Raw genomic sequence first — 25,785 nt, forward strand, 5'->3', positions numbered from 1 at the left:
TGGCAAGCTTAGTTTCACGTGGAACAAAGTCATATTAAATTTTAAATATTAGATATTAAATTTAAGATGTGTAATAATTTTAATTTTTGATATTTAATATTTTAAATCTAAAGTTTAATATTCTATCTTCCCATATAGATTAATAAAACTGAAATGTCACTTGGGGAAACGCCGCTGATTCTTGATGCTTGAGAAATGGTAACTGGCCGAATTTTACTTAGTTTTTGTTTGGCTTCAATAGACATGGATTTGATTTTATTGTAGTCAAAATTTTCAGGGATTTTGATGTCTTCCAATCGAATAAGCTTTTCAGCATTGTTTCTTTCTTTTTCGATATACCCAGAATATTTAACTTGTATTTCGGCTTGTTCTATAATTTCTTTATCCAAATCATTATCTTGAATGTACTGTTGTACCTTTTCAAATTTTAATATATCGTCCAAGTCAATTTGTGGACGAGAGAAAACTTTAAACATTTTATCAGATTGCACCATTGGAGAACTTTCTTTTTCAACTAAAATTGGATTTGCCTCTTCTTGAGTAACACTAGTTTCTTTGAAGAAATTCACCATTTTTTCACTTTCGTTGAACTTATACTCCATTCGTTTCAATCTCTTTTCTGAGGCCAAACCTATTTCATGTGACTTTGCTGTTAAACGAAAATCAGCATTATCTTGGCGCAATAATGTTCTGTATTCTGCACGAGAAGTAAACATTCTGTATGGTTCTTCTGTGCCTTTTGTAATTAAATCATCTATTAAAACCCCAATATAAGCTTCATCACGACGTAAAATCATTGGCGTTTGTTCTTTCACTTTCAAAGCAGCATTTATTCCGGCCATCATTCCTTGAGAAGCTGCTTCTTCGTAACCTGTTGTTCCATTAATTTGTCCAGCAAAGTACAAACCTTCTACTAGCTTTGTTTCTAAAGTATGCTTTAATTGTGTTGGTGGAAAATAATCGTATTCTATTGCATAACCAGGACGGAAAAATTTAACTTTTTCAAATCCTTCAACAGAACGCAGCGCTTTAAATTGAATATCTTCGGGTAAGGAAGTAGAAAATCCGTTTACATATACTTCAACTGTATTCCATCCTTCGGGTTCAACAAAAAGCTGGTGACGTTCTTTGTCGGCAAAACGATTAATTTTATCCTCAATAGACGGACAATAACGTGGTCCTATACTTTTTATCCTTCCATTAAACATGGGTGAACGATCAAAACCTTCACGCAAAATGTTATGCACTTCGTTTGAAGTATAAGTCATGTGACAGGACTTTTGATGTGATAATGGTTTCGTTTCATCTGAATAAGAGAATTTATCAGGAACTAAATCTCCTAGTTCTTCTTTCATTTTAGAATAATCCAGAGAACGCCCATCAACTCTTGGTGGTGTTCCTGTTTTCATTCTTCCAGCTTCAAATCCAACCTTTACTAAATCATCAGTAATTCCATAAGCTGCACTTTCTCCTGCTCTTCCACCACCAAATTGTTTGTCGCCTATATGAATTAACCCATTTAGAAAAGTACCATTGGTTAACACAACTGTTTTGGCTTTTATTTCAATTCCGAGAGAGGTAACAATTCCTTCGATTTTATTATTGGTAATCAAAAGCCCTTTTACCATTTCTTGGTAAAAATCTAGATTAGGAGTTCTTTCTAACATCAAGCGCCACTCTTCTGAGAAACGCATTCTATCGCTTTGAACTCTTGGCGACCACATCGCTGGTCCTTTTGACTTATTCAGCATTTTGAATTGTACAGCTGTTTTATCAGAAACAATTCCAGAATATCCTCCAAGCGCATCAATCTCACGAACAATTTGTCCCTTAGCAATTCCACCCATGGCAGGATTACAAGACATTTGAGCAATATTTTGTAAACTCATAGTCACCAACAAAGTTGAACAACCCATGTTTGCTGATGCTGCTGCAGCTTCACAACCTGCATGTCCTGCTCCAACAACAATTGTATCGTATTTTTCTAAAAACATATTAGTTTTGTTTCACGTGGAACATTACCATTTTCTCTTCCTCTTTTTGACGCATTAGCATTTCGTCTTTCTCGCTCTTGTCTTTATAACCACAGTAGTGTAAAACTCCATGAACCAAAACTCTCTTTAGTTCTTCTTCAAAAGAAACATTAAAATCAATGGCGTTTTCGCGAACTCTTTCAACAGAAACGAAAATATCTCCGTGTAATTCATTTCCTATAGAATAATCAAAACTGATGATATCCGTTAAAGTGTCATGCTTGAGATATTGTTGGTTGATTTCAACTAAATAATCGTCATCACAAAAGATATAATTAATCTCTCCTTCATTCTTCTTTTCCGAAAGAATTACTCTTGAAAGCCATTCAGAATATAAAGACTCATCCTCTAATTGAAAGTCAAATTCGTAGTTAAAACTAATCATTGGTTTTGAAATATTCTTGAACCTTTTGGTTAAAATTGGAGCGCAAAGGTAAGCTTTGTCTATTTAAAATTTCAATACTATTTAAATATTCTTGAAGCCTTGCCGGTAATGCATTCGCCTGATTGTTAAATTCTTTCTTATTGGTTTCTGATTGTCGCTTTTTATCTTCACCTTGTTGTTGTATTGCTTTTTCTAATTTTAATAACTCGTATTTTAGATTCAATGCTTTTTGAAGTGTTTCATTATTAAAACCTTTATTCAACAATTGCTTCTCTATTTGTTTCATTTGGTCAATAGCATTTTGTCCATTTCCACCAACACCTTGTTTTTTTAATTCTTTTTCTAACGCTTCTCTCAATTGTTGTTGCTCTTTATAAATTTCCATTATAGCTTTGGCATCTCCTTCTCCATCTTCACCGTTTTCACCATCTTTATTGCCTTGTGAATTTCCATTTCCGCCACCTTGACCGTTTTTGCCGTTCTTACTGTTTTTGCCGCTTCCTTCTTTACCATCTTTACCTTCTTTTTTTCCTTCGGTTCCGCCTTCAGATTCTCCATCTTTGCCTTCTTTTTTTCCTTCGGTTCCGCCTTCAGATTCTCCATCTTTGCCTTCTTTTCCTTCTCCTGGTTTGTCTCCTTTTTTCATTCCCTTTTTCATTTTTTCACCCAAACCTTCTTGCTTTTTAATAATATCTGGAAGCTGCATTCCTGAACCTTCACCTTTTCCAGGTTTTGGTTTTCCTTGTCCTGCACCAGACATTTGCATTTGCATACCATTCAAAATATCACTTAACATATCTGCTAGTTTATTGGAAGCAGATACTGCATATTGTTGGTGTGAATTTCCCTTTGGAATATTAGCTTCGGCCAAATTCTCTAATGCTTTATCAACATTATATTGAACGTTACCTATCTCTTTGGTAATGTCTTCTGCAATTTTTGGATTACGCAAAGACAAGGCAAATAAACTATCATCGACATGTTTAAATTGTTGTTTTAAATCTTGTTGCGTTTTTAAATTTTTATTAAAAGATGGCGCACCGCGATTTAAATTTTTAAACTGTTTCATGACGTCTTCCTGTGAAAAAGAATAGGCCAACAGATTGTCCAGAATTTGTCGAAGCATAGCAACATCTTCATCCATTTGTTCCATTTCTGCCGAAGCCATTTGTTCTTGCATCTGTTGACTCATTTGCTTCATTTTTTTAGAAGCGCTTTTTTGCTTTGGCTTTGCTTTGTCTTTTTGTTGCTTTTGTAGTTGTTCTTTAGCGTTTTTTAAATCTTCATCAATACTTTTTTCTTTCTCCTCTGTTTTTGGTAAATCCATTGGACTTTTTAGTTCCTGGTTTTCTTTGTCTAATTCTTTTAATTCTTCCTGAAGTTTATCAAATTCCTTATTGATTTCTTCTTGCTTTTCGGCATTATTCTCATCGTTTTTATCTGCAAGTTTATCTTGCTTTTCAGCCAATTTATCAAGTTTATCTGCTAGCTGTTCTGCTTTCTTTTCTACATAATATTTCTTAGTTAACTCCACAAGTTGTTCCAAACTTTTAGTCTGGTTTTTACTGTTTTGTTTGAATTTTTCCATTTTTTCGAAAAACTCTTCCTTGCTTATTTTTTCGTTGAGTTTCTTTAGTTCGTCCAAAAGTTTTTGGTTTTTCTCTAAATCCTTTTGTGTTTTTTCTAGTCTTTCTTGGAGTAACTCTTTTTTCTCATCTTTCTTTTCAGTTTGGAATTTGTCGAGATTGTCTTTCATCTTTTCTGAGAACTCTTTCATCAACTCATCTTGTTGTTTTTGACGCTCTAGAAAATTATCAATCTTTTGTTGTTCTTTATATTCAAGACTTTCTTTTTCCTTGCCCATTTTTTGTAATTTATCCATTTCAGATAATTGCTTGTCTTGGGCTTTCAATGATTTTGCCAATGAATTAATGTTGTCATTTTGTTGTTGCAACATTTGATCTTCTTTTTCAACTTCGGTGGCAATTCGGTTACTAAAAACAGACGATTTACTGCTTTTGAAATTATGGATGGCATCGTTGTCAAAAATCTCAAAATAGTACTCATACGAAACTCCTTCTTCCACCGGAAGATTGCTAGGAAAAGAAAACACAAACTGGTCGTAAATGTCTTTCTTTACAGCAATAGAAGCTCGTTTAGCACTATTTGGTGTGTCTTTAGGATAATAGACTATTTGAAGTCTAGAAAGTCCATAATCGTCGGAAACTTGTCCGAGAACAAAATTAGTATTCACTTTTAAACTATCTGGAGCATTGTTAACGGTAATCGTTGGAAATTGATCCTTAATTACAGAAATCTGATAATTTAATTTTTCATAATTCTGAACCTTATTGTTTGATGTTAAAATTTGATAATCAACATTTTGAAGAATATTTTTAGAAAGTAGAAAAGTATTTTCTTGTTTAGAAAAAGCAAAAAGATTGTTTTGGTTTACCCATTCTACTTTTTGAGTAGCCAAAGTATTCATTCTCCAAGTTACTCGTGTTCCTTCTGGAATAATAGCATTTCCAGTTCCTTTTATAATTTCAGTTTTTTTATTTAAATAGCCCGGAAAGTTTAATACCATTTCGAAATTTGCAATCGAAGGCACGGTTACGATTTTTAATTCATAATCATGAGAGGAAACATCATTGGCCTCAATATGAAATTCAATGTCTTCAGATGGTTTTGGGATAATAAATTCAAATTCTCCCGCTTTGTTACTTTCCATAAAATAACTTTCATCGCCTATAAAAATCATCGCGTTTTCTGGAACGACATTACCTATGGTCTTCACTTTTAACAAAAAATCCTTGTTCTGTTCGGTTTGAAGATTATTATTTAAAACCTTAAATTCAAAAGGTGCTGGAGGAAGAAATTGCTGCTTAAAATTGACCACTCTATTAAAACTTTGAGATAGAATGTCGCTCTTGCCCGAAATCATAAAAAACAAACAAAACAAAACTGGTATAATAGCAAGCGGTAAATATTTTTTGTTTTTGCTAAAGTTTATGGCATTTCCAAAAGGAATTGGTTGTAACGTATTTGCTTTTTGGTCAATAGATGCTAGTAATAATTCCGATTTATTTTGGTCTTGCGAAAGTTGTAAAAAGTTAGTCAGCTTATCGCCTACTTCGTTAAAATGATTTCCAATAATATTTGAAGCTTCTTGATAGTCAATTCCTTTCTGAAGTTTAAACAATTTAAAAATGGGGAACAAAATAAAACGAAGCAACAAAAACAATTCTACCAAAATGAATAGGGAAAACAAAATTGTTCTCGCTGTAGGTTTTAGCCAAAGAAAATACTCTACAAAAAGCGTGAAAATAAAATACAGCAATCCCAATCCAACAAAGAAAATGGTGCCTCGCAACAATTCGTTGGTATAAAACTTTTTAATAAAGTCTTCTAATTTTTGATAAATGATATTTGATTTCTCCAATTTTTGTAATGCTGATTTATAACCGATAAATGTACAATTTAAATTAAATAAGAAAGCGTTAAAAAAATGTCAAAGAAAAAAGCTTGTAGATTACCTAATTCTTAGTTAATTTTAAACTCAAAACAAACTGAAAATGAAATATTTATTAGCTTACAGTATTCCTTTAGTTGGAATTCTAGGAATATATTTTGGAGGCATTTGGTCATACGCTGGGTTGCTATTTACATTTGTATTATTACCCGTTTTGGAATTACTATTACCTATTGATGCTGATAATTATACTGAAACTGAAATTCAAAACAGATTGAAAAACAAACTATTTGATGTGTTATTATACCTTAATGTGATAATTGTATATGGGTCAATTTGGTTTACGCTGCACAAAATTACTAGTATAAATTTGTCACTTTTTGAAATAATAGGCATGACCATTAGTTTGGGTATTATTCTTGGCGCTAACGGAATAAATGTAGCTCATGAATTAGGACATCGAGAAAAGTTATTCGAGAGAATTCTTGGAAAATTACTTTTAATTCCATCACATTACACTCATTTTTTTATCGAACACAATCACGGACACCATTTACATGTTTCCACTCCTGAAGATCCGTCAACGGCAAAATACAATCAGAATTTATATGCTTTTTGGTATCAAACCATAACGGGAACGTATAGCAAAGCATGGCAAATTCAGAAGAAATTAAATCAAATTGAAAATCGTTCATGGTTTTCAATAAAAAACGATATGTTTTGGTTCACCATTATTCAAATTAGTTATCTGGTTTTGATTTTTTATTTCTTTGGAAAAACTGGTTTAATCGTAGCGCTGTTTTCTGGAATTGTTGGTTTTTTATTATTAGAAACCATCAACTATATTGAACATTATGGTTTGAAAAGAAACCAACTTGCCTCAGGAAGATACGAACGTGTAACCGAAAAACATTCTTGGAATTCAAATCATATCCTAGGCAGAATTATGCTTTATGAATTAACGCGACACAGCGATCATCACTTTAAATCTCAAAAGAAATATCAAATATTAGAATACCATGATGTTTCTCCTAAAATGCCTTATGGCTATCCAACATCCATGGTTTTGTCCTTTTTCCCTCCGCTTTGGTTTGCTGTCATGAATAAAAGAATTCCTTTGGAAATGAAGTCTTAATTGTATCTTTGCAGAGCATACATTAAATTAATTCATAATGCAATAAAAAATGATTAGAGCAAATTTTTTTATTTTATTTTTTTTAACATCTTCAACATTTGCTCAAAATAAAGATGAAAAACTTATTCTCCTTTCTGAAATAAAACTTTGTGAACTCAAATTATCAGATTTAAAAAAACAAGATGAAAATCTAAAAGAAGTTGAAGTTGTTGAAATGGATTTGTGTTCTGATGGTTTTGTCGAAGATAGTAGGTTTGAAAACAGAAAAGGATATGTTTCCTCATTATATCCTAATGTAATATTTCAAAAAGACTCTTATGGATATTATATTAGTAAAATAAGATTAACAAAAGAATTTAAAGGATATCTTCCTGACGGAACATATATCAATATCAATGAATTGACTGCTAAAATTGTTATTGAAAAATATTCAAAATTAGATACTTGGATTTCTAGAGGATGTTCAGATTTTTGGAGTTTAAATGACGACAAAATTTATTTTTATGTTGCTATTGATAAAAGTAAAGAGCCAAGATATCCAATTGATAAAGCTTATTATATTACAAAAAAAATTGAAGGTGTAGATATTGTTTCCAACTGTTACAAATACCTTAAAGAAAAAGAGGATTCTCCTTTATATGTAATTGATGGAAAAGAAGTGAATAAAGAAGAACTAAAGAAATTCAATGCAGAAGATATTGAAACTGTTACGGTTTTGAAAGAAAGCGCCGTTGAGAAATATGGCGAAAAAGGGAAAAATGGAGTTATAATAATTGTTACAAAAGCAAGTATTAATAAAAAATAACTCTTTATACATGTCTTAAAATAACCTCAATAAAATTACTTTATAAAAATGTCTAAACAAGTTCGTGTGCGTTTTGCACCAAGTCCAACTGGACCATTACATATTGGCGGAGTGAGAACGGCGCTTTTCAATTATCTTTTCGCAAAAAAACATAAAGGTGTTTTCTATTTAAGAATTGAAGACACCGACCAAAATCGTTTTGTTCCTGGAGCTGAAGAATACATCATGGAAGCATTGGAATGGTTGGGAATTGCGCCTAGTGAAACCGTTGGAAAGAATGAAAAATTTGGTCCTTACCGTCAATCCGAAAGAAAAGAATTGTACAAACAATATGCTGAACAATTGATTAATTCTGGTTGGGCATATTATGCATTTGACACTGCAGAATCTTTAGATGCGCATAGAAAGCAACACGAAGAACAAGGAAAAACGTTTATTTACAATTGGCACAATCGTGAGAAGCTAGATACTTCGTTAGTAATCTCAAAAGAAGAAACTGAAAAAAGAATTGCATCTGGTGTAACTTATGTAATACGATTTAAAACACCTGTAAATGAAACGTTGCATTTGCATGACATTATTCGTGGTGAAATCAACTTTGAAACGAATTTATTAGACGATAAAGTTTTATTTAAAAGCGATGGTATGCCAACGTATCATTTAGCAAATATTGTAGATGACCATTTAATGGAAACATCTCATGTTATTCGAGGTGAAGAATGGTTGCCATCAATGCCTTTACACGTATTATTATACAAAGCTTTTGGTTGGGAAGCACCAGAATTTGCTCATTTACCGTTGATTTTAAAACCTGTCGGTAACGGAAAATTATCCAAACGCGATGGTGATAAAATGGGATTTCCAGTATTTCCACTAGAATGGAAAACGGAAGAAGGCATTTCATCAGGTTATAGAGAAAACGGATTTTTCCCAGAAGCTGTCATTAATTTTTTAGCGTTATTGGGTTGGAATGACGGAACAGACCAAGAAATATTTTCTTTAAAAGAATTGGCTGAAAAATTTGATTTGAATAGAGTTCACAAAGCGGGAGCCAAATTTGATCCTGAGAAAAACAAATGGTTCAATCATCAGTATTTGCAAAAGCAGAGTGATGAAAGTTTGGCGAAAACCTTTGCTTCTATTTTAAATGAAAAAGGCATCTCGGTTGAAAATGGTAAATTAATTAAAATTGTTTCCTCTATAAAAGAGCGAGCCAATTTTGTTTCTGAATTTTGGGATTTAGCAGATTATTTCTTTGTAGCGCCAACATCTTACGATGAAAAAGCAGCAAAAAATTGGAAAGAGGAAACGCCAGAATTAATGAAACAATTGATTAATGTATTATCAACTATTGAAGATTTTACTTCTGTAAACATCGAAACAATTGTGAAAGATTGGATGACACAAAATGAAATTGGAATGGGGAAAGTAATGCAACCATTTCGTTTAAGTTTGGTTGGTGCTTTGAAAGGACCACATCTTTTTGATATTGTGGAATTGATTGGAAAAGTAGAAACTATCAAACGATTAGAAAAAGCGATTACTAGTTTGTAACTAGCTAAAGAATAGATTAACCGCAAATTCACAAACTAAGTCATAATGATAATTTGTGAATTTGCGGTTTTACTTTTTATAAGTAAAAAACAACTTGACCATTTATGGTTCCCAAATTACCTTTGAGATCACCATTGTAAAGTGGTTTTAACTCTTCATCTTTGTTGAGTTTACTAAAAAGGTTGGTAAATCCATATTCGTAAAAAATAAGTGCACGAACCGTTCTACTTCCTGCAGAAACGCCCAAATAAAAATTACCACTAACTGTTGAAACATCCAAAATTTGGTCAGCGCGCAAAGAGGTGTCTTTTAAAATTTTACTTTCATCAGAGTCGGCAATTTGAAGTTTACCATTTATTTGAAGTGTAGGTCCAAAATCTAGCGAAACATGATCTTCAACAATATTATAGCTGAACAATATTCTTATTTGAACTCCTTGAATATTGTATTTTACTTTTTGGTCAAAATTAGCTTCAAGTGAAAAATTATTAGAAAAAAACTGCATGCCATAAATCATGCTCCAATTGTTATAATAATTTCCTCTAACAGAAAGTCCGCCTGCAAAACCAGTTTCTGGTGAAGAATTAAAGTTACTCGTAAATAAAGAAGTTTGTGAAACACCAGCCGAAATTCCAATTCTGTTTCCATCTCTGTAACCATATTGCGCAAATCCAAATGATGAAAACATCAATAAAAGGAACGTGATTTTTTTGTTCATGAAATGCTATTCTATAATTTGTAACAAACATACATATTTTTCGTATAAAGACTATACTAACAATTTAAATATAAAATAATGGATGTTTTTTTAATTGCCTTTCTGGTCTTCGGACTATTTGTATTGTTATCTTCTTTCTTTACTGTTAAACAACAAACTGCTGTAGTCATTGAGCGCTTTGGGAAATTTACTAGTATTCGAAACTCAGGTTTACAACTTAAGATTCCTGTAATCGACAGAATTGCTGGAAGAGTGAACCTTCGTATTCAACAATTGGATGTTTTGATTGAAACCAAAACGAAAGATAACGTATTTATCAAAATGAAAGTTTCGGTTCAGTTTAAAGTGATACAGGACAAAGTGTATGAAGCTTTTTATAAATTAGAATACCCTCATGATCAAATCACGGCTTACGTTTTTGACGTAGTTCGTGCTGAAGTTCCAAAGCTTATTTTGGATGATGTTTTTGTTAGAAAAGATGATATTGCTATTGCAGTAAAAAGAGAATTAAATGAAGCTATGACTACATATGGATATGATATTATCAATACTTTGGTAACTGATATTGATCCAGATATTCAAGTAAAAAATGCCATGAATAGAATTAACGCTGCTGATAGAGAAAAAACGGCTGCTGAATTCGAGTCTGAAGCACAAAGAATTAGAATTGTAGCCAAAGCAAAAGCGGAGGCCGAAAGTAAAAAATTACAAGGTCAAGGTATTGCCGATCAACGAAGAGAAATTGCTCGCGGTTTGGTAGAAAGTGTGGAAGTATTGAACCAAGTTGGAATTAACTCGCAAGAAGCTTCGGCGTTAATTGTAGTTACTCAACATTATGATACTTTACAAGCTATTGGTGCTGATACTAATTCAAACTTGATTTTGTTGCCAAATTCACCTCAAGCTGGAAGCGATATGCTGAATAATATGGTGGCAAGTTTTACTGCAAGTAACCAAATTGGTGAAACCATGAAACATCAGCCAAAAAGAGTAAAAACAAAAAATGATACCACTTCAACAGATTACAATCCTTCGGATACTTCAAATCCTGAGAGTGAGGTTTAATATTGTTCTACCAACAAAAAAGAGGCTTAATCGCCTCTTTTTCTGTTTATATACCAATTGATAAAAATTGGAATTGCTGTTTTGATAATAATACCATAAGCGCCCGAAAACACTTTATCATATATATTGCCGAGTAAAGAAATTGCCTTGGTAGGAACCACACTTTCCTTGGTTTTTTCAATCCCTAAAAGTATTCTTTGGTAATGAATTTCCCTTTCGATTTTTAGGATTTGTAACTCGAGCTCAATTTCTGCGTAGGATGAATATTTTTTGTTTTCCATGATTAGTCGTTAAAAAATATTTCTGAGAATTTTTCTAAAATTGGTCCTTCTACTATTTTGTCTTTAACTAAGAATAAAAGTAAAGCCAAAACCAAATATATTCCTGCCACACACAAAAAACCTAAAGGATAACTATTTAACATCTCACCAAAAACAAATGCGCCCGCAATTGACAAAAAAAGCAAAACTATCATCAAACAGAATGCAATTAAGAAAAACTTAACCATTAATGTAGTTGACTTCATAGCCACTTTAAAACCCCAAAGCTTATAGTAAGCCAAACTGGTTTCTATATATGCTTTGGTGTTTTCTTGTACCGCTTCGACATTTTCTTTTAATTCTTCAAATGCCATTATTTATGAAGTTTTGCGTTTTGTTTTTTTAGCTCGGCTAATTTCTCTTCCAAAAAAACGATTGCTTCTTCGGTTTTGTAACTTGTATCAGAAAGTAAAGTATCTATCGAATCTTTCAATTCGTCTTTAGTACTTGTAAACTTTTGTTTCGCTTCCGTTTCAAGAGAAGTCCATTTTGATTTTGCTTGGTCTTTTAAATCATCAAAACCGCCTTTAATTTTTTCTCTGGTTTTTGAACCTTTATCGGGAGCAAATAAAATTCCTAAGCCAGCACCAATTGCTGCTCCAGCTAGAAGTGCTAAAATGCTATTACTGTTTAAATTTGACATGATTTCTAAAATTTAATAGTATAAAGTTACGAAAAATATAGATTTGTTGTTCAAAAACCATTAACTTATTTTAAAGCAATTTTAAAGACGATTGTTGGTCTAGGTATAAATTAGCTCCCAAAGATTTTAAAAGAGGAATAAAAGTGATTTATGAAAGCCGTTTTTAATAGTTTTATTAAATCACTTTTAAACAAACTATAATAATTTCTAATAATAGAAAAAACCCTAATAAATTAGGGCTTTCATCAATAAAATCTATATTCTTTTTTTATTCTTTACTTTCCACTTTTGCCCAGGTATCTCGCAAACCAACTGTTTTGTTAAAAACTAATTTTTGTAAAGATGAGTCTTTATCAACACAAAAATATCCTAAACGCTGAAATTGGAATTGGTCTAAATTTTTTGCTGATTGCAAACTTGGTTCTACATAACCTGTAATTACTTCTAATGAATTGGGATTGATGAATTCCTTAAAGTCAATTTCTTTGTTTCCATCAGGACTTTCATGAGAAAACAATCGGTCATAAATACGAACTTCTGCCGGAATTGCATGTGCTATAGAAACCCAATGAATGGTTCCTTTTACTTTTCGTTGGCTGGCTTCTGTTCCACTTCCGCTTCGAGAATCGGTGTCGTAGGAACAATGAATTTCGATAATATTTCCGTTTTCGTCTTTTATAACGCTTTCACCTTTAATGATGTACGCATTTTTTAAACGAACTTCTGTTCCTAATGTCAATCGGAAAAATTTCTTATTGGCTTCTTCCTGAAAATCTTCTCTCTCGATGAATAATTCCTTAGAAAAAGGAACTTTTCTAAAGCCTAAGCTTTCGTCTTCTTGACTATTTTCAGCATCAAGAATTTCTTCTTTTCCTTCAGGATAATTGGTAATCAACAACTTCACTGGGTTTAAAACCGCCATTACTCTTGGTGCTGTTTTGTTTAAAACTTCGCGAACACAAAATTCTAAAAGTGATACGTCAATCAGATTTGTTCTTTTTGCGATTCCAATAGTATTTGCAAAATTCCGAATTGCCATTGGCGGATAACCTCGACGACGCATTCCAGAAATCGTACTCATTCTTGGATCATCCCAACCAGTCACATGATTTTCTTCTACTAATTGCAATAATTTTCGTTTAGAAACAACAGTATGAGAAAGATTTCTTCGGGCAAACTCTCTTTGTTTTGGGCGCACTTTGGTTTCATCATACACTTGATCTAAAAACCAATCATACAATTCACGATGAGGCAAAAACTCGAGTGTACAAAACGAATGAGAAATTTGTTCTAAATAATCACTTTCGCCATGTGCCCAATCATACATTGGATAAATACACCATGTATCACCAGTTCTATGATGGTGAGAATGTAAAATTCTGTACATAATAGGATCACGCATCAACATGTTATTGTGTGACATATCGATTTTAGCACGAAGAATATGTGTTCCATTTGGAAATTCACCGTTTTTCATGCGCTCCAATAAGTCTAAATTTTCTTCAACCGAACGGTTTCTGAAAGGCGAATCAGTTCCGACTTGTGTTGGAGTTCCTTTTTGTTTAGCCATGTCTTCAGAGGATTGACTGTCAACATAAGCTTTTCCTTTTTTGATAAATTCAACAGCCCAATCGTATAACTGTTGGAAATAATCAGAAGCATAACATTCTTTATCCCATTGAAAACCAAGCCATTCGATATCTCTTTTGATAGCATCAACATACTCTTGCTCTTCTTTGGCTGGATTAGTATCATCGAAACGCAAATTTACAGGCGCTTGATAATCAATTCCTAAACCAAAATTTAAACAAATAGCACTGGCATGACCTACGTGAAGATATCCATTTGGTTCAGGTGGAAAACGAAAGCGCAATTTATCGTTGGACAAACCGTTTTTTAAATCTTCCTCTATAATTTGTTCAATGAAATTAAGTGACTTCTCTTCTGTAGACATTATTTTTGTAATTTTAGCAAAGATAAAAAAGTTTAGAGTTTATGGTTTATGGTTTATAGTTTTCTTCTGAAAACTGTTTTTAAAAACTATGAACTCAAAACTAAAAACCATAAACCTTTAAAATGGGAACAATAAAACTCCAAAATATTAGAACTTATTCTTTTCACGGTTGCTTAGCAGAAGAAGCAAAGATTGGCTCAGACTATCGTGTAGATTTAGAAATAAAAACTGATTTAAGAAAATCTTCAATAACCGATGATTTAAAAGATACTGTTGATTATGTGCTTTTAAACCAAATTGTGGTAGAGGAAATGGCTATTCGTTCCAAATTATTGGAACATGTAGGTCACCGAATAGTGACTAGAATTTTTGGAGAAATTCCTGCTGTATCTAGAATAGTTGTGGCGGTATCAAAACTCAATCCTCCTATTGGTGGTGATGTTGAAGCTGTTACTATTGAATTGGAAGAATATAGGAGTTAAATTCCTATTTTTCAAATTCCAAAATCCAATTTGCTACTACCAAGTTTATTTTGATTTAGAATTTGGAATTTGGAATTTGTTATTTTTATTCTATATTTGCTGTCCAACTGGCATCGTGGCCGAGCGGCTAGGCACCGGTCTGCAAAACCGACTACTCCGGTTCGAACCCGGACGATGCCTCAAAGAGTTACTAGAAATAGTAGCTCTTTTTTTATGGATAATTTTTTTATAAATTAAAAAATTTCAATTACTATAGGAAACATTGGATCAGGGTATGGACCTTTTTCTTCTATAAAAGTATTTGTTTTAATATCAGAAATAACAATAATATCTCCTTTAGATACAATTCGAAATATTTTATTATAGATTCTTTCATCTATTTTATTTCCTTTTATTTCCTCAGCTTGAACTCCAGGAATTTTAATTTTGAAACCAATAATATTAAACTTTATTAACTTATTATCCTTAAATTCAATTACAGCATTTTTTAACGCTTCTTTTTTAAACTTAATAGGTTTACTTGCATCAATTCCTTTAATGGTAAGTATGAAATCATTTTGCCCATAAAATGAAACTGAAAAAAATAAAGAGAAGTAGATAATTATTCTTTTCATATAATGGAATTTACTTCTCATTTTCTAATTGCTCAATAGCAGAATTCACTATTTTTTGTTCTTTGGGAAACCAAGCTTGTGAAAGTAAAAAAACACCACAAACAATTAGAATAATACTAATAACTTTCTTGATCAAAAGAATATTTTTTGGGTTCAGTTTATTACGTAATTGTTTAGCTAATAGAATTTTAAAAATGTCAGTTATAAAATAAGTAACTATTAAAGTGGAAAAAAAAGTCAACATTCTAGAGGTTTGTAATTCTAGTTGTGGACCTACAGTTATCAAGATAGCTAACCAAAAACCAAGCACACCAATATTGATGAAGTTCAAGAAAAAACCTTTGATAAATAAAGATAAATAATTGGTTTTTGCTAGTTCTTTTGGGTCAATTTCATCGATGCTTTTTTTAGATTCTTTTTTGTTTTTTACAAAAGAGATTATACCATAAGTGAGCATTACTAATCCTCCAAAAATAAATAAAGCAGGATCGTTTTTTATACTTTGTATTAATCGGTAACTACTAAAAAAAGCTATTATAATAAAAATTATATCCGCTAAAACAACACCCAAATCAAATATGATAGCAGCTCTAAATCCTTTGACAACACTGGTTTCTAGCAAAACAAAAAACACAGGTCCAATCATAAAACTTAGAAAAAATCCAAGTGGAATTGCTGATAAAATATCGTTAATCATTCTTTTTTAAAATTTAGAATTGCAAGTTAGAATTTAAAATTTAATTTTTTAAAATAAATTCTATTTTGCTAACTCAATAGTTCCGCCTGCAATAATTTTTTTATTGACTTGTTTTGGGTTTCCATAAATGGAAATTTCTCCTCCAGCGCGAACTTTAGCTTCAACTAAATCAGTTGCAAAAATAGTTGCTTCACCTCCAGCATTTACGGTAATTATTGTTTGTTTTGTCTTAACTTTTTCTGCCTCAAAAATTCCTCCAGAGTTTACTACAATATCCTGATTTTCGGAATCTCCTTCTAATTTAACTATAGAACCGTCTGAAACTTTTACATTCAACTTTGATACATCAAGGATTAATTTTACTTCTGATCCTTCTTTGGCTATTATAGTAAAAATAGTAGCTTCAATACTATCTCCACAAGATATTCTTGAACCCTCGTTAGCTTCAACAGCATCAATGTTTTTAAAATAAACAGTAACCGAAATATTATCTCCTTTTAGTAATTTGGTTAACGGCATTCTGATTTTTAATTCACCATTTTTATTAACTAATTCTACTTCATCTGATTCTTTTCCATCGATAATCACTTTGTTTTCAGTACTTTTAATCAAGAAAATATCAATTTGGTCAAAGGAAGTAACTTTGTTAAAATCACCTACTTCTTTTTCTATTTGTCCAAAAGCCATCGAACTAACTGCTAATAAACTATAAAGTATCTTTTTCATTATTCTTAAATTTATAAGGAACACTAATAACTGAATACTAATTACTCATTTCTTCTAATAAAATGGAAATCCAATTGTTTCTTTACTAAATCGGCATTTTTTACTTTTACAAAAACTTCGTCACCTAATTGTAATAAACCTTTTGATATTTCACCTACAAGTGCATATTGCTTTTCATCAAACGTATAATAATCTTCTTTTATTTCACGAATACGAACCATTCCTTCACATTTATTCTCGATGATTTCTACATAAATTCCCCATTCGGTAACTCCGGAAATTACACCAAGAAATTCTTGATCTTTATGGTCTTGCATGTATTTTACTTGCATGTATTTTACCGAATCTCTTTCGGCTTGTGCTGCTAAACCTTCCATATCACTAGAATGAGCGCATTTTTCTTCATAAATATCAGCATCGGCTGATTTCCCACCATCTAAATAAAATTGCAATAATCGATGTACCATCACATCAGGATAACGACGAATTGGAGAAGTAAAATGACTATAAAAATCAAAAGCTAATCCGTAATGTCCAATATTTTCCGTAGAATATTTAGCTTTACTCATACTTCGTATAGTTAAAGTATCTACTAAATTTTGTTCTTTTTTACCGTTTACTTCATTTAGTAAATTATTCAATGATTTAGAAATATCTTGTTTGGATTTCATATTGATAGAATAACCAAATTTTGAAATTACTGTTTGAAGATTAATTAATTTGTCTTCATTAGGCTCATCGTGGATTCTATAAACAAAGGTTTTCTTTTGTTTTCCAATAAATTCAGCCACTTTTCGGTTGGCTAACAACATAAATTCTTCAATCAAATGATTGGCATCTTTGGATATTTTAAAGAAAACTCCAACCGGTTCTGCATTTTCATCTAAATTAAATTTTACTTCTACTTTATCAAAAGAAATAGCACCTTCAGCCATTCTTTTTCTTCGAAGAATTTTAGCTAATTCATCTTGTTTTAATGTGGCTGCTACAATTTCCGCTGGCACTTTATACTCCTTTCCTGTCAATGAAATTTCAGCTGGAATTACATCAGATTTTGTTTCGATAATACTTTGTGCTTCTTCATATGAAAAACGTTGGTCTGAATAAATTACCGTTCTTCCAAACCAAGAATCTAAAACTTCAGCTTTAGAATTCAATTGAAAAATTGCTGAGAAGGTATATTTTTCTTCGTGAGGTCGAAGCGAACAGGCAAAATTTGATAATACTTCTGGTAACATTGGTACAACTCTGTCAACTAAATAAACAGAAGTGGCACGTTTATAAGCTTCATCATCCAGTATTGTACCTTCTTTTAAATAATGGGAAACATCGGCAATATGAACGCCAATTTCATAATTTCCATTATCTAAAACTTGAAAAGAAAGTGCGTCATCAAAATCTTTGGCATCTTTTGGATCAATAGTAAACGTGAGCACTTTTCGCATATCTCTTCGTTTATTGATTTCATCTTGTGTTATAGAAGTATCAAGTTTATTAGCATAAGCTTCTACTTCTATCGGAAAATCATAAGGTAAACCATATTCTGCAAGTATGGCGTGAATTTCTGTATTGTGTTCTCCAGGTTTTCCAAGTACTTTTATCACTGAACCAAAAGGAGAATCAGCTTTAGCTGGCCAATCTTCTAATTTTACTAAAACGACATCTCCATGTTCAGCATCACCCAATTTATTTTTTGGAATAAAAATATCAGTGTACATTTTAGCATTTGCAGTAGTAACAAATCCGAAATTCTTTTGAATATCAATTACTCCAACAAATTCTTCTTTGGCTCTTTCTAAAATTTCTAAAACTTCGGCTTCTGGTTTTCTAGAACTTCGTCTGTTGTATACATAAACTTTTACTTTGTCATTATCCAAAGCATGATTTAAATTTACAAAAGGAACAAAAACATCATGTTCTAATTCATCACAAACAAAATAAGCTGTCTTGCGAGAAGTCATATCAATAGTACCTTCGTAATATTCTTGACTAGCTGCTTTTACTAGATATTTTCCAGGTTCTGACTCGATAATTAATTTTTGTGCGGCAAGTATCTTTAAATCTTTTATTATTTCGTTTCTGCTTTTAGTATCATCAAGTTCAAGTATAGCGGCTATTTGTTTGTAATTGAAAGGTTTATTGGCATTTTTGGATAATATTTTAAATATCTTCTCGGAAAATGTCTTTTCATTTTTTCCGAACTTTTTAGGTTTCTTACTCATTGTATCTTTACTTTTAATGCTGAAAATTACAAAATAGTATTAAGATTAATGTATCAAGTATTAAGATTTATAGAAAAAATAACATTTATTATTTTTATAAAAAAATTAGAGTTTTCAACAATCATTAGAATCATTAAAAAAAAGATTTAATTAAATTTAAATTTATGATGGTTATTATAGCGTGTTAATAGTTAGAATAACTTTTTATTTAAAAACATCTTTTAAAAGTTATGTTAACTTATACAGAGAAATTAACAATTGTATTACATTCTAAAGTCTTAAAAATGAGTAAAATTTTAGTTTTTATTAACAGTTGTTAGTATTATAAAAAGAAGTAATTTTTTTAATAAGTTTTATACTCTCTTGTTGTTAAAAACTCTCTTTTAAATGCTGATAAATTGTCTAAAAAAAGTCCAAACTAAATTTGATTTTCTTGTTTCAATTTTTGATTAGAAAAATTTCTTTTACTTCCTTAAAAAACTTCTAATTTTCTATCCAAAGTTGTTAACATTTAATGTTAATTTAAGGTTAACTGATTATCAACGAATTGCAAATTACTATTAACATTCTATAATTTTAACATTTTTATTGAATACTATATATTGATTTTTAAATAGTTATAGAAAAAATAAAATTATTATGTATTAATTATCAAAGACTTACATATACAAAAAAGAGTGTTTTATAACACTCCTTTTTTCTCTTTTATTATGACTGTTTATTCAAAAACCACCTTTTTAATTATCCTTCCATTTCCAGTAATCACTTCAATTAAATAGCACCCTTTCTGAAATGGACTCACATCTAAAAAAGCACTATTTGTTTCATAAATCTTTTGACCTAGCAGATTGTATAAATTGACTTTTTCTAAAATAGAATTATTCTCCATTTTTATGTTCAATTCTTGTTTTACTGGATTAGGAAATATAATAAAATTATTTATTGTAAAATCATCTATATTTAAAATGGATGATAAATCAAATACTCTTACATGTCCAGAATTATTTCCGTTATCGTCATTTCCTCTTGCACCAATAGCTATTGTTGTTCCGTCTCCCGATAAAGCCATTCCCCAACCACTTGTGTCAAAAGCAGCTTCACCATTAATATTTACACCAATTTGTGTCATAACACCATTTGAAATTCGATAAACTTGTACCTGTCCAGAATCTATACCATTTTGATCGTTATAAATGGCAGATACTGCTAAAATTGTTCCATTATCTGATAATGAAACAACATAACCAAGACTATCAGTGTTTGTATTTCCATAAATTGTACTTCCTATTTGAGACCAACTTCCATTTATATTTCTAAAAACACGAACATAACCAGAACCACCAGAAACCCCGTTAAAATTGTATCCTTGTGTTGCAATAGTCATTCCGTCATCAGAAAGGGAAACACTAAAACCCGTTTGGTCACCAGCTTCTAAACCATCGATATCAGAACCAATTTGAGTCCAAACATTATTAATATTTTTAAAAACACGAATATTACCAGAATTAAATCCGTTTCCATCATTAAACATAGCACCAACCGCTAAAACAGTTCCATCTTTAGAAAGATCCACACTAGTACCGCAACGGTCATTGGTAGCTTCTCCAACTATATTATTACCAATTTGCGTCCAAAAACCATTTATATTCTTGTATACCTTTACATAACCATTACTATGACTAGCACCAATAGCAAGAATGTTTCCGATATCAGAAAGAGCTAAACTATATCCAAAATTATTACCTTGAGATTCTCCATTTATATCAGAACCAATTTGAGTCCAAATCTCATTAACATTTTGAAAAACCTTAACTTGGCCAGAATTAGAGCCATTTACATCATTTGAAATTGCTCCAATAGCCACTATAGAACCATTAGAAGAAAGAGCAACTTTAAAACCGCTAAAATCTTCAGATGCATCTCCATTAATATCTGCTCCTATTTGATTCCAAGTACCTGATATGTTTCGATACACACGAACATGGCCAGAATTTGGATTATTTCCGACGTTATTTGGAGCTCCTATCGCTACAATAGTTCCGTCTTTTGATATAGCAACACTTGTTCCTGATAAATCTCCAGCAGATTCTCCATTTATGTCAGCACCTATTTGAATTTGAGCAAAACACAAAAAAGGAAGGAAAATAAAAAACAAACTCTTTTTCATAGCATTGATTTTAAGTTTTTTTAATAAAAATAGTAATTATATTTATAAAACATCAAGTATTTAAATTTTAAACTACGACATTTTACATTCTTTAGTATTTTTGTGGAAATTAATATTTAAATAAGATGAAAATCTCCATCGGAAACGATCACGCAGGACCAGATTATAAAAAAGCTATTGTTGTTTTTTTACAAGCAAAAAGATATGAAATATTCAATCACGGAACAGATACTTTTGACAGTGTGGATTATCCTGATTTTGGTCATCTTGTAGCTATGGACGTTGAAACAGGAAAAGCTGATTTTGGAATTGTTATTTGTGGTTCAGGAAACGGAATTAACATGACTGTAAATAAACATCAAGGAATTCGGTCTGCATTATGTTGGACTAAAGAAATTGCCGCTTTAGCTCGTCAACATAATGATGCTAATATTATCAGTATTCCAGCTCGATTTACTTCCATTCAACAAGCTGTTGAAATGGTAGATACTTTTTTAAATACAGCATTCGAAGGCGGAAGACACGCCACTCGCGTAAACAAAATAGCCTGTAAATAAAAAATAAATATGCTTCAAAACCTAAGTTCAGTAAGTGATTATAACAGTTTGAGTAGAAAAGTAGCATTACTCACTTTTTTGCTAGGAGGATTTATTTTAGCGCTATATTATTTAACAGCTTACAGCGGAATGATTTATATTAGTCTGTTTTTTATGATTACTTTTTTTGTTTTGAATACGTCACTTTCTATAATTTTAATCTCATTGTTTCTTAAAAATAAAAAGGATAGAAAATCTATTTTAGTAACTCTATTTCTAATGTTTCTTAACGTTCCAATTGGTTATTTGTTTCTTCAGATAGGTTTTGAAGTTTATGGAGTTATTTTAAATAATTAACAATGAGTGAAATACATATTCATAAACATGAAGTAAAAAGTAAAAACCTTGTCTATTCTATTTTATTAAACCTTTTAATAACGATTGCTCAAATCGTAGGCGGAATAATATCGGGAAGTTTAGCATTGATTTCTGATGCTTTACACAATTTTTCTGATGTGTTATCCTTGGTTTTTAGTTTGATAGCCAATAAATTATCCAGAAGAAAAGCTTCTATTGATTATACATTTGGATACAAACGAGCTGAATTAATTGCTGCTTTTGTAAACGCTTCCACACTTGTTATTGTTGCCTTAATTCTTGTTTATGGCGCAATAGAACGCTTTTTTAATCCACATCCAATTCAGTCGGGATTGGTAATTTGGTTGGCTATTTTGGGTATCGTTGTCAATGGTTTTTCAGTTTTATTATTACAAAAAGATGCCGAACATAATATTAATATGAAATCGGCTTATTTGCATTTATTGACGGATATGATGGCTTCTGTAGCGGTTTTAGTAGGTGGTTTGTTAATGAATTTTTATGGTTGGTTTTGGGTTGACAGTGTAATGACTATTGCTATTGCTATTTATCTAATCGTTGTAGGGGTAAAATTATTAATTACTTCTACCAAAATGTTGATGCTGTTCACGCCAGATTATATTGACATCAAAGAAATAGTGCGCGAAGTACATAAAATTCCTGGAGTGAATAAATTGCACCACATTCATGTTTGGCATTTGAATGATGAAGAATTACATCTCGAAGCGCATCTCGATTGTTCAGAAGATATAAAAATGAGTGAATTCAATATTTTGCTACACGAAGTTGAACAAATACTTTTTCAAAAATTCCATATCAACCACATCAATATTCAACCCGAATTTAAAAAAGAAGACCCAAAAGATTTTATCGTTCAGGATTAAAAACCCTAACTTTATATTATGATCCTTTTAGACCAAAATTATATTAAAAAAATCTTCATAAACCGATTGCCTAATTCTCATAAAGGGAATCATGGTCATGCTTTACTATTTGCCGGAAGCAAAACAAAAATGGGTGCAGCAATTATAACCACAAAAGCTTGTTTAAGAGCTGGAGTAGGTTTGGTTACTATAAATATTCCAAAGAAAGAAAGAACTTCAATTTTTACTCCCATTCCCGAAGCTATGGTAGAATTTAGGGAAGAAAAAAACGATTGGGATAAATACAATGCTTTTGCTATTGGTCCAGGTTTTGGAACGGATAAATCAGCCGAAAGAAAAACAGAATTATTATTGGAAAACTTAAAATCGCCATGTGTTTTTGATGCCGATTCTTTAAATATCTTGGCCAAAAGCCAAAATTTACTCAAAAAAATTCCTGCTAAATCTATTTTAACGCCACACGTCAAAGAATTTGACCGACTTTTTGGACATCATCAATCAGATTCTGAAAGAAAAACAACAGCCGAAACGAAAGCAACCGAGTATAATTGTATTATTGTTTTGAAAGGACATCAAACTTTTATTACCGATGGTATTCAATCTTTTGAAAACACAACAGGAAATGCAGGCTTAGCAAAAGGTGGTTCGGGCGACGCGTTGACAGGAATTATTACGGCGTTTTTAGCACAAAGATATGAACCAATAAATGCCGCTATTCTTGGTGTTTACCTTCACGGATTGGCTGCTGATATTACCTTAAAAACACAAAGCGAAGAAAGCATGTTGATAACTGATGTTATCGATAATCTTGGTTATGCTTTCCAGCAAATTCAAAAATAAATTTTTAAAATGACCAACATAAATTTCATTCAAAGCCAAGTTACGGCTTCGCCAAAAAGCATTGAAGCTACCTTAAAATTACTTTCAGAAGATTGCACTATTCCCTTTATTTCTCGCTATCGAAAAGACCAAACTGGAAATTTGGATGAAGTGGTTATTGAGCAAATTGCCAAACTTTCGAAGCAATATGAAGAAATTGTAAAACGTAAAGAAAGTATTTTAAAAACGATAGAAGAACAAGGACAATTGTCGCCCGAATTAAAAGCTAAAATTTCCAACAGTTTCGATTTACAAGAAATTGAAGATTTGTATTTGCCATATAAAAAGAAGAAAAAAACCAAAGCCGATGTCGCTCGTGAAAACGGATTGGAACCTCTGGCAAAAATCATCATGTCTCAAGGAAATGAAGACATCGATTTTATTTCTTCAAAATATCTAAATAAAAATGTTGCCAACGAAGACGAAGCTTTGCAAGGCGCAAGAGATATCATTGCCGAATGGATTAACGAAAATATATTCATTAGAAAAAATTTAAGACGATTATTTCAACGAAAGGCTGTTATAGAAACGAAGGTTGTAAAAAAGAAAGCCGAAGAAGAAAACGCTCAAAAATTTTCACAATATTTCGATTGGTCCGAACCCATTTCTAAAGCGCCATCACACAGATTATTAGCTATGTTGCGTGCCGAGGCTGAAGGTTTTGTAAAACTAAATGTAGAAATTGAGAAAGAAGAAGCAATTGACTTCATAGAAGAAAATATCATAAAAAACAATCGTTCAGAGGCAAAATCGCATTTGGAATTAGCGATAAAAGACAGTTATAAACGATTGTTGGAACCAGCTATTTCAAACGAAACGTTACAAGAAGCCAAAGCCAAAGCCGATAAGACAGCCATCGATGTATTTGCCAATAATCTTGGCCAACTTTTGCTCGCGCCACCATTGGGAGAAAAACGAATTTTAGCCATCGATCCAGGATTTCGAAGTGGTTGTAAAGTAGTTTGTCTCGACGAAAAAGGAGATTTATTATATAACGAAACTATTTATCCGCACGCTCCACAAAATGAAAGTGCAATGGCGATGAAAAAAATCCGTTCGATGGTAAACGCTTATAATATTGAAGCGATTTCCATTGGTAACGGAACTGCATCTCGAGAAACAGAATTCTTCATAAAGAAAATTGCTTTTGATAAGCCAGTTCAAGTTTTTGTAGTTTCAGAAGCTGGTGCATCAGTTTATTCGGCGAGTAAAATAGCGAGAGATGAATTTCCAAATTATGATGTAACCGTTCGTGGTTCGGTTTCTATTGGAAGACGACTTTCTGATCCGTTGGCCGAATTGGTAAAAATCGATGCAAAATCCATCGGTGTTGGACAATACCAGCATGACGTTGACCAAACAAAACTCAAAGAAGAGTTAGATACCGTTGTGGTGCGTTGTGTGAATTCAGTGGGAATAAATATTAACACAGCTAGTAAATCGTTGTTGAGTTATGTATCGGGAATTGGCGAAAAAATGGCGGAAAATATTGTAGCTTATCGTCAAGAAAATGGCGCTTTTGAAGACAGAAAGCAACTTAAAAAAGTGCCAAGATTGGGTGAAAAAGCATACCAACAAGCTGCAGCATTTATCAGAATTAAAGATGGAAAAAATCCGTTGGATAATTCAGCTGTTCATCCAGAAGCATACGAAATTGTGGAGAAAATGGCAAAAGATTTAGGATTAAAAACCAATGATTTAATTGCCAATAAAGAAAAAATTTCCAAAATAAAACTAGAAGATTACATCACCAAAGAAATTGGAATTCTGTCGTTAAAAGACATTGTTAAAGAATTAGAAAAACCTGGTTTAGATCCAAGAAAAGCGGCTAAAGTTTTCGAATTTGACCCCAATGTTACTTCTATTAAAAACGTTAAATCCGGAATGATTTTACCCGGAATTGTCAACAACATTACCGCTTTTGGTTGTTTTGTCGATATCGGAATTAAAGAAAGCGGTTTGGTTCACATTTCACAACTCAAAGCAGGATTTGTATCGGATGTAAATGAAGTTGTAAAACTACACCAACACGTCCAAGTAAAAGTGGTTGAGGTTGATGAAGATAGAAAGAGAATTCAGTTGACGATGATTTTGTAAAAAAACTTACCTTTGTAAT

At 31.7% G+C, this 25,785-nt stretch carries 23 protein-coding genes and 1 tRNA gene; 11 read left to right on the forward strand and 13 right to left on the reverse strand.

Annotation, left to right across the window (positions count from 1 at the left end):
- Nucleotides 1-122: 122 nt before the first annotated feature.
- From mnmG to ACSVH2_RS02200, 3 genes are read right to left on the reverse strand one after another with little or no spacing between them, the layout of a single operon-like run.
- On the reverse strand, nt 123-1,994 hold the full coding sequence (mnmG, locus tag ACSVH2_RS02190) for a tRNA uridine-5-carboxymethylaminomethyl(34) synthesis enzyme MnmG (RefSeq protein ID WP_438091525.1): 1,872 nt from the start codon (nt 1,992-1,994) through the stop codon (nt 123-125).
- Nucleotide 1,995: 1 nt separating this feature from the next.
- Nucleotides 1,996-2,418, reverse strand: a complete 423-nt coding sequence (gene ybeY, locus ACSVH2_RS02195; RefSeq protein ID WP_438091526.1) for an rRNA maturation RNase YbeY — start codon at nt 2,416-2,418, stop codon at nt 1,996-1,998.
- Nucleotides 2,411-5,860, reverse strand: a complete 3,450-nt coding sequence (locus tag ACSVH2_RS02200; protein WP_438091527.1) for a hypothetical protein — start codon at nt 5,858-5,860, stop codon at nt 2,411-2,413. Before ACSVH2_RS02200 ends, ybeY begins: the two co-directional genes overlap by 8 nt.
- A 133-nt stretch (nt 5,861-5,993) precedes the next feature.
- Between ACSVH2_RS02200 and ACSVH2_RS02205 the strand changes: the two genes are divergently transcribed.
- The 3 genes from ACSVH2_RS02205 to gltX are packed head-to-tail and all read left to right on the forward strand — an operon-like array spanning nt 5,994 to nt 9,384.
- Nucleotides 5,994-7,025 (forward strand): alkane 1-monooxygenase, encoded by a 1,032-nt coding sequence (locus ACSVH2_RS02205; RefSeq protein ID WP_438091528.1) that lies wholly within the window; start codon nt 5,994-5,996, stop codon nt 7,023-7,025.
- 49 nt (nt 7,026-7,074) lie between these two features.
- Nucleotides 7,075-7,830 (forward strand): hypothetical protein, encoded by a 756-nt coding sequence (locus ACSVH2_RS02210; protein WP_438091529.1) that lies wholly within the window; start codon nt 7,075-7,077, stop codon nt 7,828-7,830.
- A 48-nt stretch (nt 7,831-7,878) separates the two neighbouring features.
- Nucleotides 7,879-9,384: a glutamate--tRNA ligase gene (gene gltX / locus ACSVH2_RS02215; RefSeq protein WP_438091530.1), complete on the forward strand. Its 1,506-nt coding sequence runs from the start codon at nt 7,879-7,881 to the stop codon at nt 9,382-9,384.
- A gap of 76 nt (nt 9,385-9,460) precedes the next feature.
- Here the strand turns inward: gltX and ACSVH2_RS02220 are convergent, their stop codons facing one another.
- On the reverse strand, nt 9,461-10,102 hold the full coding sequence (locus tag ACSVH2_RS02220; RefSeq protein ID WP_438091531.1) for an outer membrane beta-barrel protein: 642 nt from the start codon (nt 10,100-10,102) through the stop codon (nt 9,461-9,463).
- A 78-nt stretch (nt 10,103-10,180) separates the two neighbouring features.
- Between ACSVH2_RS02220 and ACSVH2_RS02225 the strand changes: the two genes are divergently transcribed.
- Complete coding sequence (locus ACSVH2_RS02225; RefSeq protein WP_438091532.1) at nt 10,181-11,167, forward strand: SPFH domain-containing protein; 987 nt, start codon at nt 10,181-10,183, stop codon at nt 11,165-11,167.
- A 26-nt stretch (nt 11,168-11,193) separates the two neighbouring features.
- Here the strand turns inward: ACSVH2_RS02225 and ACSVH2_RS02230 are convergent, their stop codons facing one another.
- The 4 genes from ACSVH2_RS02230 to ACSVH2_RS02245 all read right to left on the reverse strand — a co-directional run bounded on the left by ACSVH2_RS02230 (nt 11,194) and on the right by ACSVH2_RS02245 (nt 14,084).
- Complete coding sequence (locus ACSVH2_RS02230; RefSeq protein WP_438091533.1) at nt 11,194-11,448, reverse strand: DUF6327 family protein; 255 nt, start codon at nt 11,446-11,448, stop codon at nt 11,194-11,196.
- 2 nt (nt 11,449-11,450) lie between these two features.
- Nucleotides 11,451-11,801, reverse strand: a complete 351-nt coding sequence (locus ACSVH2_RS02235) for a competence protein (RefSeq protein WP_438091534.1) — start codon at nt 11,799-11,801, stop codon at nt 11,451-11,453.
- The gene (locus ACSVH2_RS02240) at nt 11,801-12,130 is read right to left on the reverse strand and encodes a YtxH domain-containing protein (protein ID WP_438091535.1); all 330 of its coding nucleotides are present in this window, start codon (nt 12,128-12,130) and stop codon (nt 11,801-11,803) included. Before ACSVH2_RS02240 ends, ACSVH2_RS02235 begins: the two co-directional genes overlap by 1 nt.
- Nucleotides 12,131-12,398: 268 nt before the next feature.
- Nucleotides 12,399-14,084: a glutamine--tRNA ligase/YqeY domain fusion protein gene (locus tag ACSVH2_RS02245; RefSeq protein ID WP_438091536.1), complete on the reverse strand. Its 1,686-nt coding sequence runs from the start codon at nt 14,082-14,084 to the stop codon at nt 12,399-12,401.
- Between the two features lie 122 nt (nt 14,085-14,206).
- On the opposite strand from ACSVH2_RS02245, the gene folB reads away from it, so the two are divergent.
- Both folB and ACSVH2_RS02255 read left to right on the forward strand, forming a co-directional pair.
- Nucleotides 14,207-14,566 (forward strand): dihydroneopterin aldolase, encoded by a 360-nt coding sequence (gene folB, locus ACSVH2_RS02250; RefSeq protein WP_438091537.1) that lies wholly within the window; start codon nt 14,207-14,209, stop codon nt 14,564-14,566.
- A 109-nt stretch (nt 14,567-14,675) separates the two neighbouring features.
- Nucleotides 14,676-14,746: transfer RNA gene (locus tag ACSVH2_RS02255), tRNA-Cys, on the forward strand.
- Between the two features lie 53 nt (nt 14,747-14,799).
- Here ACSVH2_RS02255 and ACSVH2_RS02260 read toward each other — a convergent pair.
- From ACSVH2_RS02260 to ACSVH2_RS02280, 5 genes are all read right to left on the reverse strand, one after another.
- Nucleotides 14,800-15,180: a GldM family protein gene (locus tag ACSVH2_RS02260; protein ID WP_438091538.1), complete on the reverse strand. Its 381-nt coding sequence runs from the start codon at nt 15,178-15,180 to the stop codon at nt 14,800-14,802.
- A gap of 10 nt (nt 15,181-15,190) precedes the next feature.
- Nucleotides 15,191-15,877, reverse strand: coding sequence for a LysE family translocator (locus ACSVH2_RS02265; protein ID WP_438091539.1), 687 nt, complete (start codon nt 15,875-15,877; stop codon nt 15,191-15,193).
- A 60-nt stretch (nt 15,878-15,937) separates the two neighbouring features.
- Complete coding sequence (locus tag ACSVH2_RS02270) at nt 15,938-16,603, reverse strand: head GIN domain-containing protein (protein ID WP_438091540.1); 666 nt, start codon at nt 16,601-16,603, stop codon at nt 15,938-15,940.
- Nucleotides 16,604-16,644: 41 nt separating this feature from the next.
- Nucleotides 16,645-18,825: a ribonuclease R gene (rnr, locus tag ACSVH2_RS02275; RefSeq protein WP_438091541.1), complete on the reverse strand. Its 2,181-nt coding sequence runs from the start codon at nt 18,823-18,825 to the stop codon at nt 16,645-16,647.
- A 718-nt stretch (nt 18,826-19,543) separates the two neighbouring features.
- Nucleotides 19,544-20,992, reverse strand: a complete 1,449-nt coding sequence (locus ACSVH2_RS02280) for a T9SS type A sorting domain-containing protein (protein ID WP_438091542.1) — start codon at nt 20,990-20,992, stop codon at nt 19,544-19,546.
- A 125-nt stretch (nt 20,993-21,117) separates the two neighbouring features.
- On the opposite strand from ACSVH2_RS02280, the gene rpiB reads away from it, so the two are divergent.
- From rpiB to ACSVH2_RS02305, 5 genes are read left to right on the forward strand one after another with little or no spacing between them, the layout of a single operon-like run.
- Nucleotides 21,118-21,549, forward strand: a complete 432-nt coding sequence (gene rpiB, locus ACSVH2_RS02285; RefSeq protein ID WP_438091543.1) for a ribose 5-phosphate isomerase B — start codon at nt 21,118-21,120, stop codon at nt 21,547-21,549.
- 9 nt (nt 21,550-21,558) lie between these two features.
- On the forward strand, nt 21,559-21,885 hold the full coding sequence (locus ACSVH2_RS02290) for a hypothetical protein (protein WP_438091544.1): 327 nt from the start codon (nt 21,559-21,561) through the stop codon (nt 21,883-21,885).
- A gap of 2 nt (nt 21,886-21,887) precedes the next feature.
- Nucleotides 21,888-22,790: a cation diffusion facilitator family transporter gene (locus ACSVH2_RS02295; RefSeq protein ID WP_438091545.1), complete on the forward strand. Its 903-nt coding sequence runs from the start codon at nt 21,888-21,890 to the stop codon at nt 22,788-22,790.
- A gap of 18 nt (nt 22,791-22,808) precedes the next feature.
- On the forward strand, nt 22,809-23,630 hold the full coding sequence (locus tag ACSVH2_RS02300; protein ID WP_438091546.1) for an NAD(P)H-hydrate dehydratase: 822 nt from the start codon (nt 22,809-22,811) through the stop codon (nt 23,628-23,630).
- 9 nt (nt 23,631-23,639) lie between these two features.
- Nucleotides 23,640-25,766: a Tex family protein gene (locus ACSVH2_RS02305; RefSeq protein WP_438091547.1), complete on the forward strand. Its 2,127-nt coding sequence runs from the start codon at nt 23,640-23,642 to the stop codon at nt 25,764-25,766.
- Nucleotides 25,767-25,785: the final 19 nt, after the last annotated feature.

The sequence above is a fragment of the Flavobacterium sp. RSB2_4_14 genome, from assembly GCF_051547085.1.
Lineage (GTDB): Bacteria > Bacteroidota > Bacteroidia > Flavobacteriales > Flavobacteriaceae > Flavobacterium.